At 68.7% G+C, this 14,990-nt stretch carries 18 protein-coding genes; 16 read left to right on the top strand and 2 right to left on the bottom strand.

The features are described 5' to 3' along the window. Positions 1 to 85 precede the first annotated feature (85 nt). The 14 genes from KHC19_RS17930 (at position 86) to KHC19_RS17865 (ending at position 11,836) form a co-directional block, all read left to right on the top strand. On the top strand, positions 86 to 1,222 hold the full coding sequence (locus KHC19_RS17930) for a mannitol dehydrogenase family protein (RefSeq protein ID WP_213353909.1): 1,137 nt from the start codon (positions 86 to 88) through the stop codon (positions 1,220 to 1,222). Next, entirely contained in the window at positions 1,219 to 1,902 is a 684-nt protein-coding gene (locus tag KHC19_RS17925; protein WP_213353907.1) for an amino acid ABC transporter permease, read from the top strand. Before KHC19_RS17930 ends, KHC19_RS17925 begins: the two co-directional genes overlap by 4 nt. A gap of 10 nt (positions 1,903 to 1,912) precedes the next feature. Next, positions 1,913 to 2,566, top strand: coding sequence for an amino acid ABC transporter permease (locus KHC19_RS17920; RefSeq protein ID WP_213353905.1), 654 nt, complete (start codon positions 1,913 to 1,915; stop codon positions 2,564 to 2,566). Next, positions 2,550 to 3,278: an amino acid ABC transporter ATP-binding protein gene (locus KHC19_RS17915; protein ID WP_213353903.1), complete on the top strand. Its 729-nt coding sequence runs from the start codon at positions 2,550 to 2,552 to the stop codon at positions 3,276 to 3,278. Before KHC19_RS17920 ends, KHC19_RS17915 begins: the two co-directional genes overlap by 17 nt. Positions 3,279 to 3,328: 50 nt before the next feature. Further along, a complete protein-coding gene (locus KHC19_RS17910) occupies positions 3,329 to 4,129 on the top strand; it encodes a transporter substrate-binding domain-containing protein (RefSeq protein WP_213353901.1) in 801 nt (266 codons plus the stop codon). A 92-nt stretch (positions 4,130 to 4,221) separates the two neighbouring features. Beyond that, complete coding sequence (locus KHC19_RS17905; RefSeq protein ID WP_213353899.1) at positions 4,222 to 5,232, top strand: zinc-binding alcohol dehydrogenase family protein; 1,011 nt, start codon at positions 4,222 to 4,224, stop codon at positions 5,230 to 5,232. Positions 5,233 to 5,277: 45 nt separating this feature from the next. Beyond that, positions 5,278 to 6,801, top strand: a complete 1,524-nt coding sequence (locus KHC19_RS17900) for a UxaA family hydrolase (RefSeq protein WP_213353897.1) — start codon at positions 5,278 to 5,280, stop codon at positions 6,799 to 6,801. A gap of 95 nt (positions 6,802 to 6,896) precedes the next feature. Continuing rightward, positions 6,897 to 7,253 (top strand): winged helix-turn-helix domain-containing protein, encoded by a 357-nt coding sequence (locus KHC19_RS17895; RefSeq protein WP_213353896.1) that lies wholly within the window; start codon positions 6,897 to 6,899, stop codon positions 7,251 to 7,253. Between the two features lie 146 nt (positions 7,254 to 7,399). Then, entirely contained in the window at positions 7,400 to 7,813 is a 414-nt protein-coding gene (locus KHC19_RS17890; protein ID WP_213353894.1) for a VOC family protein, read from the top strand. A gap of 12 nt (positions 7,814 to 7,825) precedes the next feature. Then, the gene (locus tag KHC19_RS17885; RefSeq protein WP_213353892.1) at positions 7,826 to 8,911 is read left to right on the top strand and encodes a WD40/YVTN/BNR-like repeat-containing protein; all 1,086 of its coding nucleotides are present in this window, start codon (positions 7,826 to 7,828) and stop codon (positions 8,909 to 8,911) included. A 10-nt stretch (positions 8,912 to 8,921) separates the two neighbouring features. Further along, on the top strand, positions 8,922 to 9,242 hold the full coding sequence (locus tag KHC19_RS17880) for a ubiquitin family protein (RefSeq protein ID WP_213353890.1): 321 nt from the start codon (positions 8,922 to 8,924) through the stop codon (positions 9,240 to 9,242). Positions 9,243 to 9,268: 26 nt separating this feature from the next. Further along, the gene (locus tag KHC19_RS17875; RefSeq protein WP_213353888.1) at positions 9,269 to 9,640 is read left to right on the top strand and encodes a YciI family protein; all 372 of its coding nucleotides are present in this window, start codon (positions 9,269 to 9,271) and stop codon (positions 9,638 to 9,640) included. After that, on the top strand, positions 9,640 to 10,881 hold the full coding sequence (locus tag KHC19_RS17870) for an RNA polymerase sigma factor (RefSeq protein ID WP_213353886.1): 1,242 nt from the start codon (positions 9,640 to 9,642) through the stop codon (positions 10,879 to 10,881). Before KHC19_RS17875 ends, KHC19_RS17870 begins: the two co-directional genes overlap by 1 nt. Before the next feature lie 130 nt (positions 10,882 to 11,011). Continuing rightward, positions 11,012 to 11,836, top strand: a complete 825-nt coding sequence (locus KHC19_RS17865) for a lytic murein transglycosylase (protein WP_213353884.1) — start codon at positions 11,012 to 11,014, stop codon at positions 11,834 to 11,836. A 42-nt stretch (positions 11,837 to 11,878) separates the two neighbouring features. Here the strand turns inward: KHC19_RS17865 and KHC19_RS17860 are convergent, their stop codons facing one another. Further along, positions 11,879 to 12,763: a LysR family transcriptional regulator gene (locus KHC19_RS17860; RefSeq protein WP_213353882.1), complete on the bottom strand. Its 885-nt coding sequence runs from the start codon at positions 12,761 to 12,763 to the stop codon at positions 11,879 to 11,881. A gap of 88 nt (positions 12,764 to 12,851) precedes the next feature. Between KHC19_RS17860 and KHC19_RS17855 the strand changes: the two genes are divergently transcribed. Then, positions 12,852 to 13,271 carry a CidA/LrgA family protein gene (locus KHC19_RS17855; RefSeq protein ID WP_213353880.1) on the top strand — a complete coding sequence of 140 codons (420 nt, stop codon included), beginning with the start codon at positions 12,852 to 12,854 and terminating at the stop codon, positions 13,269 to 13,271. Next, positions 13,252 to 13,956: an LrgB family protein gene (locus KHC19_RS17850; RefSeq protein ID WP_213353879.1), complete on the top strand. Its 705-nt coding sequence runs from the start codon at positions 13,252 to 13,254 to the stop codon at positions 13,954 to 13,956. The genes KHC19_RS17855 and KHC19_RS17850 overlap by 20 nt, the downstream gene beginning before the upstream one ends. A gap of 41 nt (positions 13,957 to 13,997) precedes the next feature. On the opposite strand, the gene KHC19_RS17845 is transcribed toward KHC19_RS17850, so the two are convergent. Next, the gene (locus KHC19_RS17845) at positions 13,998 to 14,969 is read right to left on the bottom strand and encodes an ABC transporter substrate-binding protein (protein ID WP_213353877.1); all 972 of its coding nucleotides are present in this window, start codon (positions 14,967 to 14,969) and stop codon (positions 13,998 to 14,000) included. Between the last annotated feature and the right edge of the window lie 21 nt (positions 14,970 to 14,990).

Genomic DNA, 14,990 nt, shown 5'->3' with positions numbered 1-14,990 from the left:
TTTGTTTTCAGCACATTGCACCGCGTGATGGGGCCCGCGCCTTCCTGGCGCCCCCGATCGGCGGCCTGTTGGGAGTCCGCCGCTCGTGAGCAGGCGCATCGTCCAGTTCGGCACCAGCCGCTTTCTCCAGGCGCATGTCGATCTTTTCGTCCATGAGGCCCGCGAGGCCGGCGAGGACATCGGTCCGATCACCGTCGTCCAGGCCTCCGGCTCGGCCGCCCGCGCCGGCCGCGTCGCCGCCTTCGGCCGGCCGGAAGGCTACCCCGTCCTCATTCGCGGCATGGTCGACGGCGCCCCTGTCGAGCGCGAGGTCACGGTCCGCGCCGTCGAGCGCGGCCTGTCGGCGCTGGCCGATTGGGAGGCGCTGAAGGCGCTGTTCGCCGGTGACGCCGGGCTGGTCGTCTCCAATATGGGCGATGCCGGCTACGCGGTCGCCGACGAAGACCTCGGCCCGGCGCTGCTCGCCGGCGGCGTCCCGGCCTCCTTCCCCGGCAAGCTGACCGCCCTGCTCCACCATCGCTGGAGCACCGGCGGCGCACCGATCACCGCGCTGCCCTGCGAGCTCGTCAATCGCAATGGCGAGGTGCTGAAGGCGGCGGTGATGCAGCTCGCCGCCGCGAGCGGCGCGCCGGCGGCCTTCGCGAACTGGCTCGACGCCGAGGTGATCTTCGCCAACACGCTGGTCGACCGCATCGTCTCCGAGCCCATCGAGCCGGTCGGCGCCGTCGCCGAACCCTATGCCCTGTGGGCAATCGAGGCGCAGCCGGGCTTCGCCCTGCCCTTCTCGCATCCCGACGTGGTGCTCGCCGAGGATCTCGAGCCCTTCGAGCGGCTGAAGCTGCACATCCTCAATCTCGGCCACACCTTCCTCGCCGATATCTGGTCGCGCGAAGGCCGCCCGGCCGGCGAGACCGTGCGCGCCATCCTGGCTGATGACGCCATCCGCGCCCGGCTCGACGCGCTCTATGCACAGGAGGTCGTTCCCGGCTTCCGCGCACGCGGCATGGGCGAGGACGCCGAGGCCTATGTGGCGGTGACGCTCGACCGTTTCCGCAATCCCTTCCTCGATCACCGCATCGCCGACATCGCGCAGAACCATGCGGTGAAGGTCGAGCGGCGGATCAAGGCGTTCCTCGACTGGATCGCCGGCCTCCCCGGCGCCCCCGTCACCCCGGTGCTGGACGCGCTCGTCGCCCGGCAGGCGAACGGGGTGCCGGCATGACCTATCAGTTCGACTTCTCCTCGCTCTGGGCCTACTGGCCGGAATTCCTGCAGGGCGCCTGGCTGACGCTGCAGCTGTCGGCGGTCTCCACCGTGCTCGGCTTCGTGCTCGGCACGCTGTGCGCCATCGGCCGCGCCGACGGCCCGCCCTGGGTGAAGTTCCTGGTCGCCAGCTATGTCGAGGTGATCCGCAACACCCCGCTGCTGGTACAGGTGTTCATCGTCTATTTCGGCATCGCCACGCTGGGCATAAAGGTGTCTGCCAACGCGGCGGCGGTGATCGCGCTGGTGGTGAATGTCGGCGCCTATACCTGCGAGATCGTGCGCGCCGGGCTCGAATCCGTGCACAAGTCGCAGTTGGAGGCCGCCGACTGCCTCGGCCTGTCCAAGCCGCAGATCTACTGGCACGTCATCATCCGCCCGGCCATCGAGCGGGTCTATCCGGCGCTCACCAGCCAGTATGTGCTGCTGATGCTGGCCTCATCGATCACCTCACAGATCTCGGCGGAGGAGCTGACGGCGGTGGCCAACCGCATCCAGTCCGACACCTTCCGCTCCTTCGAGACCTACATCGTCGTCGGCATCATCTATCTCGCCCTGTCCTTCGTGGTGCGCATCGGCCTGTGGCTGTTCGGCCTCGCCGTCTTCGTGCGCAAGCGCAAGCTCGGCACGGCGCTGTGAGGTCCTGATCATGCCGAGTTTCAGCCTCGTTCACCTCGAATTCCTCGGCTGGGCGGCCCTGTGGACGCTCGGCCTGTCCGCCATTGCCTTCATCGGCGGCGGCCTCGTCGGCTTCGCCGTGGCGCTGATGCGCATCTCGCCGATCCGCTGGCTGCGCTACGCCGCCATCGGCTACATCCAGATCGTGCAGGGCACGCCGCTGCTGATCCTGCTGTTCCTCATCTATTTCGGCATCGCCATCGCCGGCTTCCAGGAAGTGCCGGCCCTGCTCGCCGCCGGCGTCGGCCTGACGATCTATTCCTCCGGCTTCCTCGCCGAGATCTGGCGCGGCTGCCTGCAATCGGTGCCGAAGACGCAGTGGGAGGCGGCCGAGTGCCTCGCCCTCACCCCCTGGCAGCGCATGACGCGGGTGATCCTGCCGCAGGCGATGCGCATCGCCACCCCGCCGACGGTCGGGTTCCTGGTCCAGATCGTCAAGAACACCTCGCTGGCCTCGGTGGTCGGCTTCGTCGAGCTCGCCCAGGCCGGCAAGCTCATCAACAACTCGATCTTCGAGCCCTTCACCGTCTTCATGGTCGTGGCGGCGATCTATTTCGCGATCTGCTTCCCGCTCTCGACCTGGAGCCGGCGGCTGGAAAGGAAGCTCAATGTCAGCCGTCGTTAAACTGTCCAACGTTTACAAGAGCTTCGGCACCAACAAGGTGCTGGACGGCGTCTCCTTCGAGGTCGGCCGCGGCGAGGTTGCCGCCGTCATCGGCCAGTCGGGCTCGGGCAAGTCGACGGCGCTGCGCTGCATCAACGCGCTGGAGACCATCGACGGCGGCACCATCGACGTGTGCGGCCACGCCGTGCATGACGAGAAGCTCGACCGCCGCTCGCTGCGCCGCGACGTCGGCATCGTGTTCCAGAGCTACAATTTGTTCCCGCACCTCACCGCCGAGCAGAACATCATGCTGGCGCCGAGCTGCGTGAAGAAGGTGTCGAAGGCCGAGGCCCGCGACCTCGCCAAGGACGTGCTCGCCCGCGTCGGCCTCGCCGAGAAGGCCGGGCACTATCCCGAGCAGCTCTCCGGCGGCCAGCAGCAGCGCGTCGCCATCGCCCGCTCGCTCGCCATGCAGCCCAAGCTGATGCTGTTCGACGAGGTCACGTCCGCCCTCGACCCGCAGCTCACCGGCGAGGTGCTGAAGGTGATGGAAGACCTCGCGCGCGGCGGCATGACGATGATCCTCGTCACCCATGAGATGGCCTTCGCCCGCAAGGTCGCCAGCCAGGTCGTCTACATGCACAAGGGCAAGGTCTGGGAGACCGGCCCCGGCGCCATGCTGGACAGCCCCCGAACCCCCGAGCTCGCCAGCTTCGTCGGCAGCGGGCTGTGAGAAACATCGCGACAAACGCCATAGCCGCCTAGATCCCAGGGAGAGAAACCATGAACCGCCGTCTATTCCTTGCCGCCTCGGCGCTGGCCGGCCTCGCCGGCGCCTTCGGCCTTGCCGCCCCGGCGAGCGCCGACACGCTCGACGAGATCAAGAAGCGCGGCAAGCTGCTCGTCGCCATCGACCTCGGCTCGCCGCCCTTCGGCATGACCGATGCCCAGATGCAGCCGACCGGCTCCGACGTCGAAAGCGCCCGCCTGCTCGCCGCCGATCTCGGTGTGCCGCTGGAGATCGTGCAGGTCACCAGCCCGAACCGCGTGCCCTTCCTGCTCACCGGCAAGGCCGACATCGTCATGGCCTCCTTCTCGGTCAACGAGGAGCGCAAGAAGGTCATCGACTTTTCCGACGCCTATGGCGTGATCCAGGTGGTCGTCGCCTCGCCCAAGGGCACCGAGATCAAGTCGATCGAGGATCTCGCCGGCAAGCGCATCGGCACCACGCGCGGCTCGACCAACGACAAGGAAGTCACCAGCCAGATCAAGAACGCCGAGATCGTGCGCTATGACGACGACGCCACGCTGATCACCGCTCTGGTGTCCGGCCAGGTGGACATCATGGGTTCCTCGCCGCAGGTGATGGCCGCCGTGAACCAGCGCCGTCCGAACGACCCACTGGAAACCCGGATCGTCCTGAAGACCAATCCCTACGCCATCGGCCTGCGCAAGGGCGAGAATGCGCTGCGCACCCGCCTCAACGAGTGGATCGCCAAGGACCTCGCCAGCGGCAAGCTCCGCGAGATCTACCTCAAGTACAATGGCGTGCCGCTGCCGCAGACCCTGCCGGCGACCAACTGACGAACCTCCCGACTGCGGCCCGGCCACCCGGACGAAATGCCGGCCGGGCCGCACCTTCTTCTCGAAGCCCTTGCTGTGGAAAGCCTGCTGCGATGAAAGCCCTGATCTGCGATGAACCCGGCCGCCTGTCGGTCATCAGCCGTCCCGATCCGGTCCCGGGCCCGGGCGAGGCGCTCATCCGCATCCGCCGCGTCGGCATCTGCGGCACGGATTTCCACATCTATCAGGGCAAGCATCCCTTCCTCGAATATCCGCGGGTGATGGGCCACGAGCTCTCCGGCACGGTGGAGAGCGCGCCCGAGGGGAGCGGCCTTGCCAAGGGCCAGAACGTCTACATCGTGCCGTACCTGTCCTGCGGCACCTGCCACGCCTGCCGCAAGGGCGTGAACAATGCCTGCATGAACATCAACGTGCTCGGCGTGCATCGCGACGGCGGCATGGCGGAATATCTCTGCGTGCCGGTCGGCAATGTGGTGCCGGCGGGCTCCGCCTCCATCGACGAGGCGGCGATGATCGAGTTCCTCGCCATCGGCGCCCATGGCGTGAAGCGCGGCGGCATCACGGCTGAAGACCGGGTGCTGGTGGTCGGCTCTGGTCCGATCGGCATGTCCGCCATCATCTTCGCCAAGGCGCGCGGCGCTCACGTCACGGTGATGGACCTGCGCGAGGACCGCATCGCCTTCACCATCAACGAGCTCGGCGCCGACCAGATGCTGATCGCCGACGCGCAGGCGGAAGAGACGGCCAAGCGCCTGACCAGCGGCGATTTCTACGACGTCGTCATCGACGCCACCGGCAATGCGGCGGCGATGCAGCGCGGCTTCGGCTTCCTCGCCCATGCCGGCCGCTACGTGCTGGTGAGCGTGGTGCGTACCGACATCACCTTCTCCGACCCGGAATTCCACAAGCGCGAGGCGACGCTGTTCGCCAGCCGCAACGCCCAGGCCGACGACTTCGCCGAAGTGGTCCGGCAGATGGAGGCCGGCAAGGTGCCAACCAAGGCGCTGAACACCCATCGCGGTCCGCTGAGCGAAGGCCCGAAGCTGTTCGACGCCTGGCTGAAGCCGGAAGCCGGCGTGATCAAGGCGATCCTCGAAGTCTGAACCTCGCGAAGCCTGAACGCCTGAAGCCTTTGGAAGTCTGAAGCCATGAGCGCCCCGCGCATCCTGCGTCTCAACGACGCCGACAACGTCATCATCGCGGTCGACAAGATCGCCGCGGGCGCGGAACTGCCCGACGGCATCGCGGCCGGCCGGATGATCCCCAAGGGCCACAAGGTCGCCTCGCGCTCCATTCCCAAGGGCGAGGCGATCCGCAAGTTCGGCCAGGTCATCGGCTTCGCCAAGGACGACATCCCCGCCGGCGAATGGGTGCACGAGCACAATGTGGTGCTGCACGATTTCGAGCGCGACTACGCCTTCGCCACCGAGGCGAAGGCCGATACCGGCCTGCGGCCGGGCGAAGAGCCCGCCACCTTCCAGGGCTTCCGCCGCGCCGACGGGCGGGTGGGCACCCGCAACTATATCGGCATCCTGTCCTCGGTGAACTGCTCGGCGACGGTGGCGGACTTCATCGCCGACGCCGTCACCCGCTCCGGCGTGCTCGCCGACTACCCAAACATCGACGGCGTCGTCGCCTTCACCCACGGCACCGGCTGCGGCATGGCCTCCAAGGGCGAGGAATTCGACATCCTCGCCCGCACCCAGTGGGGCTATGCCAGCCACCCGAACTTCGCGTCGATCCTGGTGGTGGGCCTCGGCTGCGAGGTGTTCCAGATCCCGCGGATGATGAAGGAATACGGCATCGTCGAGGGGCCGCATTTCCAGACCCTGACCATTCAGGAGAGCGGCGGCACCCGCAAGTCGATCGAGGCCGGCGTCAGCAAAATCAAGGAGATGCTGGCGCACGCTAATGATTCGGTTCGCGAGACCGTGCCGGCCTCCGAGCTGGTGCTGGCGCTGCAATGCGGCGGCTCGGACGGCTATTCCGGCCTCACCGCCAACCCGGCGCTGGGCGCGGCGGTCGACCTTTTGGTACGCCACGGCGGCACCGCCATCCTCTCCGAGACGCCGGAGATCTTCGGCGCCGAGCATCTGCTCACCCGCCGCGCCGAGAGCGAGGAAGTGGGGCGCAAGATCGTCGATCTCATTGATTGGTGGACCGAATATGCCGCCCGCACCGGCGGCGAGCTGAACAACAACCCGTCTCCCGGCAACAAGGCGGGCGGGCTCACCACCATCCTGGAGAAGTCGCTGGGCGCGGTGGCCAAGGGCGGCACCTCGACCTTGCGTGGGGTCTACCGCTATGCCGAGAAGATCGACCGCCGGGGTTTCGTCTACATGGACACCCCCGGCTACGACCCGGTCGCGGCGACCGGTCAGGTGGCCGGTGGGGCCAACATGCTGTGCTTCACGACCGGGCGCGGCTCGGCCTATGGCTGCAAGCCGACGCCCTCGATCAAGCTCGCCACCAACTCCGACCTCTATGCGCGCATGGAGGAGGACATGGACATCAACTGCGGCGACATCATCGACGGGGTGTCGATCGAGGAGAAGGGCCGGGAGATCTTCCAGCTGGTGCTGGACATCGCCTCCGGCACCCGCTCCAAATCCGAGCTGCTCGGCTATGGGCGCAACGAATTCGTGCCCTGGCAGCTCGGCGCGGTGATGTAGCCGCACGGTGACGCGCGGCGGCGGCATTTGACGTCGCCGCTTTCGCGGGCATGCTGGCGGCCGAGTTCCCCGACCCGCCGCTTCCCCGGACCGCCATGGCCTCGCTTTCCATCCGCATCGACCTCGATCCCGAGGGCCGCATCGGCCCCGGCAAGATCGCCCTGCTCGAGGCCATCGCGCAGACCGGCTCGATCTCGGCGGCGGGACGCGCCATGCAGATGTCCTACCGCCGGGCCTGGGATCTGGTCGACGAGCTCGGCCGCATCCTCGGCGAGCCGGTGGTGGTGTCGCAGGCCGGCGGCAGGCACGGCGGCGGTGCGCGGCTGACGCCCTTCGGCGCCGAGCTCGTCGAGCGCTACCGGCAGATCGAGCAGCTCGCGACGGCCGCCGCGCAAGCACATCTCGACGCCCTGCAGGCGCAGGCGGCCAAGCCGGCGTCCGATGCCGGCTGACCCCACGCCCTCGTCGCGAAAAATATTGCGAAAAATTCCTGCCGCGTTGTCGGCCTAGGATCTTCCCGTTCGTCCTTGCGTCATCGGCGCCGGCTCAGCCTGGCCGCGGTGCCGGTGCAAGAGGATCGGCCACGGGAGGAAAAACCATGAACGTGCAGGCTTATCTGATGCTCAACGGCCGCACCGAAGAGGCCATCGAGTTCTACAAGAAGGCCGTCGGCGCCGAAGTCACCATGCTGATGCGCTTCAAGGACATGCCCGAGCCGCCGCCGCCCGGCATGGTGCCCGAGGGCTGGGACGACAAGATCATGCATTCGAGCTTCAAGGTCGGCGAGGCCGAGCTGATGGCCTCGGATGGCTGCCAGTCGGAAGCGGAGGGCATTCGCGGCATCTCGCTGGCGCTTTCGGTCAACTCCCCGGACGAGGCGCAGGCAAAGTTCGCCGCCCTGTCCGATGGCGGGCAGGTGACGATGCCGCTCGACAAGACCTTCTTCTCGCCCGCCTTCGGCACGCTGACGGACCGGTTCGGCGTCTCGTGGATGGTCGTCACCAATCAATGACAGGAGAGAGCCATGGCGACGCGTGTCTTCATTCTCGTCGGCACCCGCAAGGGCGCCTTCATCCTCGAGAGCGACGCCGCGCGTCGCTCATGGGACCTGCGCGGCCCGTTCTGCGAGACCTGGCCGACCAACCATGTCGTCGCCGACCCGGCGAGCGGCACCATCTATGCCGCCGGCGGCAATGAATGGTTCGGGCCGGCGGTGTGGAAATCCACCGATTTCGGCGAAAGCTGGACGCATTCGAGCCAGGGCCTCGCCTATGAGGCCGGGCAGACGCCGGTGAAGGCGGCCTGGAGCCTCGCCGCCGGCGCGGATGGCAGCCTCTATGCCGGCGTCGAGCCGGCCGGGCTGTTCCGCAGCGAGGACGGCGGCGAGAGCTGGACCCATGTCGAGGGGTTGCAGCAGCACCCGACGCGGCCGGAATGGAATCCCGGCGGCGCCGGGCTGATCCTGCATTCGCTGGTGCTCGACCCCGCCGACCGGAAGAAGATCTGGATCGGCATCTCGGCCGCCGGCGTCTTCGCCACCGAGGATGGCGGCGCCAGCTGGGAGACCCGCAATCGCGGCACCCGCGCCGACTTCATGCCGGAGGGCCAGAACTATCCCGAATTCGGCCAATGCGTGCATTGCGTCGTCCGCGCCCCCGGCGGGGGCGCGCGGCTCTACCAGCAGAACCATTGCGGCATGTATCGCTCCGACGATGGCGGCAGGAGCTGGGAGAGCATCGAGGCCGGCCTGCCCTCCTCCTTCGGCTTTCCCGCCGCCGCGCATCCGCGCGACCCGGACAGCCTGTACCTCATCCCGCTGAACGGCGACATCAAGGGCCGCTTCATGCCGGAGGGCAACACGGCGGTGTGGCGCACCCGCGATGCCGGCCGCAGCTGGGAGGCAGGGCGTGCCGGCCTGCCGCAGGGCGACGCCTATTTCAACGTGTTGCGCCAGGCGATGGCGACCGACACGATGGAGCCGGCCGGAGTCTATTTCGGCACCAATGCCGGCGGGCTCTATGCCAGCATCGACGAGGGCGACAGCTGGGAATGCGTGGCGCCCTACCTGCCCACCATCACCTCGGTCGAGACTCTGGTGATCGAGCGCTAGGAGGCGACCCATGGGACGGCAGGCGGGACAGGACGCGCCGCAGGAGCGATCCGCGACGGGACCGGCGCCGGTGCTGGTGCGCCTGCCGCCGCACCTCGTCATCTTGTTTCCCGGCGCCGAGCGGCGGGTGTCGCTCGGCGCCGGCAGCGTCGCGGAGATGGTGGAAGGTCTCGATGCGCTGTGGCCCGGCATGCGCGAGCGCATCTGCGACGAGACGCCGGCGATCCGCCGGCATATCAACGTGTTCGTCGACGGACGCCGCGCCACCCTGTCGACCCCTCTGCGTCCCGGCGCCGACGTCTTCGTGATCACCGCGATCAGCGGCGGCTGATCCCAACGCCAACCGAAAGGCCACGCATGTTCTACGCCCTGCTCTGCTACCATCAGGAAGACGTCGTCTGCGCCTGGACCAAGGAGGAGGACGACGCGGTGATGCGCAAGCTCGCCGTCGTGCAGGAGCGGCTCGCCCGCGAAGGCCGGCTCGGCCCGGTGGCGCGGCTGCTGCCCACCACCGCCGCCACCACGCTGCGCAAGGACCAGGACCCGCCTCTGGTGCTGGACGGCCCGTTCGCCGAGACCAAGGAGCAGTTGCTGGGCTTCTACCTGCTCGACTGCGAAAACCTGGAGGAAGCGCTCGGTATCGCCCGCGAGCTCGGCGCCGCCAATCCCGGCGGCTCCTATGAGATCCGCCCGGTCGGCCTGTTCGTCGACGGCGGCGCGAGGCCGTGATGGACGAGGCGCGCTGGATCGGCACCACGCTCGCCGCCGCGCGCCCGCAGGCGCTCGCCGCGCTGCTGCGCTATTTCCGCGATCTCGACCTCGCCGAGGAGGCCTTCCAGGAGGCCTGCCTGCGGGCGCTCAGGACCTGGCCGCAGAACGGCCCGCCGCGCGACGCCGCCGCCTGGCTCGCCTTTGTCGGCCGCAACGTCGCGCTCGACACCGTGCGCCGCCGCGCCAAGCAGACCGAATTGCCGCCGGAGGAGGCGCTCTCCGATACCGGCGATGCCGAGGCCGAGATCGCCGAGCGGCTCGACGGCGCGGATTATCGCGACGACGTGCTGCGGCTGCTGTTCATCTGCTGCCACCCCGACCTGCCGACGACACAGCAGATCGCCCTTGCCCTGCGCATCGTCTCCGGCCTCTCGGTGAGGCAGATCGCCCGCGCCTTCCTCGTCACCGAAGCGGCGATGGAGCAGCGCATCACCCGTGCCAAGGCGCGGATCGGCAAGGCCGACGTGCCCTTTGAGCCGCCCGGGCCGGTGGAGCGCGCCGAACGGCTCGGCGTGGTGGCGGCCATGGTCTATCTCGTCTTCAACGAAGGCTATTCCGCCGCCGGCGACACCTCGGCGGCGCGCGAGCCGCTATGCGAGGAGGCGATCCGCCTCGCCCGCCTGCTGCTGCGGCTGTTTCCCGCCGAGCCGGAGGTGATGGGCCTCGCGGCGCTCATGCTGCTCCAGCACGCACGCGCCGGCGCGCGCTTCGACGCGGACGGCGCGACCATTCTGCTCGACCGGCAGGATCGCGCGCTCTGGAACCGTCCGATGATCGCCGAGGGGCTGGCCCTGCTCGACAAGGCGATGCGCCACCGCCGGCCCGGCCCCTACCAGGTGCAGGCGGCGATCGCCGCGCTGCATGCGCGCGCGCCCGCCGCCGAGGACACCGACTGGGCGCAGATCGAGCTACTCTACGGCACGCTGGAAATCATGCAGCCCTCCCCCGTGGTGACGCTCAACCGCGCGGTGGCGGTGGCCAAGCTGCGCGGGCCGGAGGCGGCGCTCGCTCTGGTCGAGCCGCTGGGCGACAAACTCGCCGGCTATTTCCACTATCACGGCCTGCGCGGCGCGCTGCTGATGCAGCTGGGCCGCACGCGGGAAGCACGCGAGGGCTTCATGACCGCCATCGGCCTCGCCACCACGGCGGCCGAGGCGGCCCATATCCGCACCCATCTCGACGGGCTCAGCCAGGGGTGACGCCGATCGGCGCCGCGGCGGCGGCGCGTTCACCTTGTCACGCGATTGCCAGCCGGCCAGCCCGGCAATCGCCTTGCGCGCGCGCATCCGCCCTGCCTAGATAGGCCCGGCAAACCAATGGGGTGGCTGCATGTTCCCGCGCTTCGACTGGCAGGCCGCGTTGACGCGCGGCTCCCTCGTTCTCACCGTGCTCTCGGCGCTGGCGGCGCCCGCGCTCGCCGCGCCCTGCGGCAATGACGGATCCGGCTTCTCGGCCTGGCTGGGCGATTTCCGCAAGGCCGCGGCGGCACAGGGCATCTCACCGCGCGCGCTCGCCGCGCTGGACGGCGTGCAATACGACACCAGCGTCATCCGGCTGGACCGCAACCAGAGGCATTTCTCCGTCAGCTTCGAGGAGTTCATCGCCAAGCGGGTGAGCGCGGGGCGCATCTCCCAGGGCAAGGCCAAGCTGAAGCAGCATGCCGACCTGCTCGCCCGCATCGAGGCCCGCTACGGCGTTCCCGGCCCGGTGCTGGTGGCGATCTGGGGCATGGAGACCGATTACGGCGCCAACCAGGGCAAGAAGCCGGTGTTCCAGTCGCTGGCGACGCTGGCCTATGACTGCCGGCGCTCGGAATTCTTCACCGGCCAGCTGCTCGATGCGCTGCGCATCCTCCAGCACGGCGACCTCTCCGTGGGCGAGATGCGGGGCGCCTGGGCGGGCGAGCTCGGCCAGACGCAGTTCATGCCGACCTCCTATGTGCGCTTCGCGGTGGATTTCGACGGCAATGGCCGCGCCGACCTGATCCGCAGCCCGGCCGACGTGCTGGCCTCCACCGCCAATTATCTGCGCGGCTATGGCTGGAGCGGCAAGTCGTGGGAGAACGGCGCCAATGCCGGGGCGCTGGCCGGCTGGAACAAGGCGGGCGTCTACCAGAAGGCCATCGCCTATTTCGCCACCAAGCTCGCCAACTGACCCGGCCGGCCTCGGCGGCGCGCGGGAGAGCCGGCGCGCCGTTCAGGCCCGGCCGTGCACCTCGCGCACCAGGGCGAGCCAGGCTTGCGCCGCCTCGGAGAGGAAGGCGCCGCGGCGCCAGACCATCGCCATCGTCCATTCCGAGCCCGGCTCGTCGAGCAGCACCTCCCGCACCGCCGGGGTGCGGCGCTGGGCGGCGATGAGGCGCGGCAGGAAGGCGACGCCGAGCCCGGTCGCCACCAGCTGCACCATGAAGTCAATCTGGCTGCTGCGTGCCACCACGTCCGGCTCGAAGCCGGCACGGCGGGCGGTCTCGAGAATGATGCGGTTAAGCGTGAAGCCCCTGTCGAACAGGATGAACGGGGTTTCCTGAAGATCGCCCATGGCCAGGCTCGGCCGCGCGGCCAGGGGGTGCATCGCCGGCAGCAGCGCCACCAGCGGCTCGCTGCCGACTTCCAGCGCCTCGAATTCCGGGGCGGCCGGCAGCAAGATGCCGCCGAAATCGATCTCGCCGGCCCGCAGGCTCTCCTGCAACTGGTCGCTGCCATGCTCGGCGAGACGCACCTCGATGCCGGGATAGCGGCGGCGATACTCGGCGAAGAGCGGCGCGAACAGCATCGCGCTGCCGACCGGCGGCAGGCCGAGCTTCAGAAGGCCGCGCTTCAGCCCGCGAATCTCGTCGAGCTCGGCGATGAGGTCGTCGCGGTCGGCGAGCAGCTTCACGCCGCGGCGATAGACCACCTCCCCCATCGGGGTGAGCAGGCTGCGATGGCCGACGCGGTCGAGCAGCGGCGCGCCGATCTCCTCCTCCAGCTGCTTCACCGCCTTGCTGACGGTGGACTGGGTGGCGAACACGGTGCGGGCGGCCTGGGAAAAACCACCCTGCCGGACCACCTCGACGAAAGCGCGGAGCGTGCGGAAATCCATCAATATTCTCTAATGGAATGATTTTCAGTCAGTCAATTCATTTTCATCATGATGCAGCACGGCATACATAGGCGGGGAGAGGCTCGCCATGTCCGCATCCGTCGCCCATACCGCCCGCTATCTTCGCCGCAGCCCGCCTATGCAGATCGCGCTGCAGGTGATGCTCGTCATCGGCTTCTGGCTGCTCGGCGAAGCGCTGGTACGGCTGCTCGGCATTCCGCTGCCCGGCGGCATCGTCGGGCTGGCGATCCTGCTGGCGCTGTTCGCCACCCGCCGGCTGAAGGCGCGACGCCTGCGGCGCGGCGCCCAATGGCTGCTGGCCGACATGCTGCTGTTCTTCGTGCCGGCGGTGCTCGCCGTGCTCGATCATCGCGAGCTGCTGGGCCTGACCGGGCTGAAGATCCTGTTCGTCATCCTGTTCAGCACCGTCAGCGTGATGATCGCCACCGCGCTCACCATGGAGGCCTGCCAGCGCTGGAGGGCTGCCCATGCGCCCGCTCCTCGCTGAACCGCTCGCCGGCGCCCTGCTCTGGTCGCTCGTCACCATCGGCTTCTACTGGGGCGCCAAGCGGCTCCATCGCCGCTGGCCGCATTGGTGGCTGTCGCCGCTGATGGTGACGCCGCTGCTGATCGGCGGCGTGGTGCTGGCGCTGCATGCCGGCTATCGCGACTATATCGGCGGCACGCGCTGGCTGGTGCTGCTGCTCGGCCCGGCGACGGTGGCCTTCGCGATACCGATCTACGAGCAGCGCGGGCTGATCCGCCGGCACTGGCCGGTGCTGCTGATCGGCATGGTGGTCGGCAGCGCCACCTCGCTGCTGACCAGCTGGGGGCTCGCCACGCTGGTGGGCCTCGACGGGGCGCTCCGGCTCAGCCTGCTGCCGCGCTCGATCAGCACGCCCTTCGCCATGGAGATGTCCGGCGACATAGGCGGGCTACCCGATCTCACCGCGGTGTTCGTGGTGATCACCGGCATCGCCGGCGCGGCGATGGGCGACCTGATCCTGGCACGGGTGCCGATCGCCTCGGCGCTTGCCCGCGGCGCCCTGTTCGGCATCGGCGCCCATGGCGCCGGCACCGCGCGGGCCCACCAGATCGGCGAGGTGGAAGGCACGGTCGCCGGCCTCGTCATGGTGCTGGTGGGGCTGCTCAACGTGCTGGCGGCCCCGCTGCTCGTCCATTTGCTGCGCTAGTCGCGGCGGCGGCATGAGGTCCGCCGCCGCGCCCGCCCTGTTCAGAACGGGCTGTTGGGGAAGTAGAACTGCGCGGCGTTCTCCGGCGTGATCAGCGTCGAGCCGATGATGAAGCGCCCATAGACCGGCGTATCCGACACGAAGCGCAGCGCGGTGATCTCCAGCGCGGTGGAAATCAGCGCCGGCGGATAGGTGACGTCGACCGGCAGCTGCGGGTCCTTGTCCATGATCCGCTTGACGATCTCCTTCATGCCGGCGCCGCCGACCACCCACATTTCCTTCTGCCGGCCGGCCTGGGAGATCGCCTCCAGCACGCCGATGGCCATGTCGTCGTCGGCCGCCCACACCGCGTCGATCTTCTTGTGCTTGGACAGGTAGTCCTGCATCACCGAGAAGGCCTTGTCGCGGTTCCAGTTGCCGTGCTGCGCATCGAGGATCTCGATGCCCGAGCCGTCGATGGCCTTCTTGAAGGCGTCGACGCGCTCATTGTCGAGCGTGGTGGGGATGCCGCGCAGCACCACGATCTTGGCGCCGGATTTCAGGTTGGCCTTGAAATACTCGCCCGCCACGCGGCCGAAGGCGGTGTTGTCGCCGGCGACATAGAGGTCTTCGATGCCGGCCTGGGCAAGGCCGCGATCCACCACCGTCACCCATTTGCCGGCCTCCTTCACCGCCTTGACCGGGCTGGTCAGCGGCTCGGATTCGAAGGGCAGCACCACCAGCGCGTCGATGTTGCGCGTGGCGATCATGTCCTCGATGTCGTTGACCTGCTTGCCGACCGCGCCGGCGGTGGCGAGCACGAAATCGAGGTTGGGATAGGTGGTCTTCAGCCGCTTGATGGTCTCCTGCGCGTGCCAGTTCAGCCCGCCCATGAAGCCATGCGTCGCCGAGGGGATCGACACGCCGATCACCGCCTTCTTCGCCTGCGCCGCGGCGGGCGTGGCGAGGCCGGCGAGCGTGGCCGCGCCGGCGCCGGCCAGAACGGCGGTGGTGAGAAATGTCCTGCGTTCCATGCGAGTTCCTCCCATTTGCGC

The sequence above is a fragment of the Ancylobacter oerskovii genome (genome assembly GCF_018390555.1).
GTDB lineage: Bacteria > Pseudomonadota > Alphaproteobacteria > Rhizobiales > Xanthobacteraceae > Ancylobacter > Ancylobacter oerskovii.
The sequence above is the reverse complement of the archived record's forward strand: the minus strand, read 5'-3'. Positions and strand labels throughout refer to the sequence as shown.

Coding starts and splice junctions, on each gene's coding strand:
- KHC19_RS17920 (WP_213353905.1), top strand. CDS start 1,913: ATGCCGAGTTTCAGCCTCGTTCACCTCGAATTCCTCGGCTGGGCGGCC.
- KHC19_RS17910 (WP_213353901.1), top strand. CDS start 3,329: ATGAACCGCCGTCTATTCCTTGCCGCCTCGGCGCTGGCCGGCCTCGCC.
- KHC19_RS17895 (WP_213353896.1), top strand. CDS start 6,897: ATGGCCTCGCTTTCCATCCGCATCGACCTCGATCCCGAGGGCCGCATC.
- KHC19_RS17860 (WP_213353882.1), bottom strand. CDS start 12,763: ATGGATTTCCGCACGCTCCGCGCTTTCGTCGAGGTGGTCCGGCAGGGT.
- KHC19_RS17850 (WP_213353879.1), top strand. CDS start 13,252: ATGCGCCCGCTCCTCGCTGAACCGCTCGCCGGCGCCCTGCTCTGGTCG.
- KHC19_RS17855 (WP_213353880.1), top strand. CDS start 12,852: ATGTCCGCATCCGTCGCCCATACCGCCCGCTATCTTCGCCGCAGCCCG.
- KHC19_RS17915 (WP_213353903.1), top strand. CDS start 2,550: ATGTCAGCCGTCGTTAAACTGTCCAACGTTTACAAGAGCTTCGGCACC.
- KHC19_RS17875 (WP_213353888.1), top strand. CDS start 9,269: ATGTTCTACGCCCTGCTCTGCTACCATCAGGAAGACGTCGTCTGCGCC.
- KHC19_RS17900 (WP_213353897.1), top strand. CDS start 5,278: ATGAGCGCCCCGCGCATCCTGCGTCTCAACGACGCCGACAACGTCATC.
- KHC19_RS17880 (WP_213353890.1), top strand. CDS start 8,922: ATGGGACGGCAGGCGGGACAGGACGCGCCGCAGGAGCGATCCGCGACG.
- KHC19_RS17885 (WP_213353892.1), top strand. CDS start 7,826: ATGGCGACGCGTGTCTTCATTCTCGTCGGCACCCGCAAGGGCGCCTTC.
- KHC19_RS17890 (WP_213353894.1), top strand. CDS start 7,400: ATGAACGTGCAGGCTTATCTGATGCTCAACGGCCGCACCGAAGAGGCC.
- KHC19_RS17845 (WP_213353877.1), bottom strand. CDS start 14,969: ATGGAACGCAGGACATTTCTCACCACCGCCGTTCTGGCCGGCGCCGGC.
- KHC19_RS17925 (WP_213353907.1), top strand. CDS start 1,219: ATGACCTATCAGTTCGACTTCTCCTCGCTCTGGGCCTACTGGCCGGAA.
- KHC19_RS17865 (WP_213353884.1), top strand. CDS start 11,012: ATGTTCCCGCGCTTCGACTGGCAGGCCGCGTTGACGCGCGGCTCCCTC.
- KHC19_RS17870 (WP_213353886.1), top strand. CDS start 9,640: ATGGACGAGGCGCGCTGGATCGGCACCACGCTCGCCGCCGCGCGCCCG.
- KHC19_RS17905 (WP_213353899.1), top strand. CDS start 4,222: ATGAAAGCCCTGATCTGCGATGAACCCGGCCGCCTGTCGGTCATCAGC.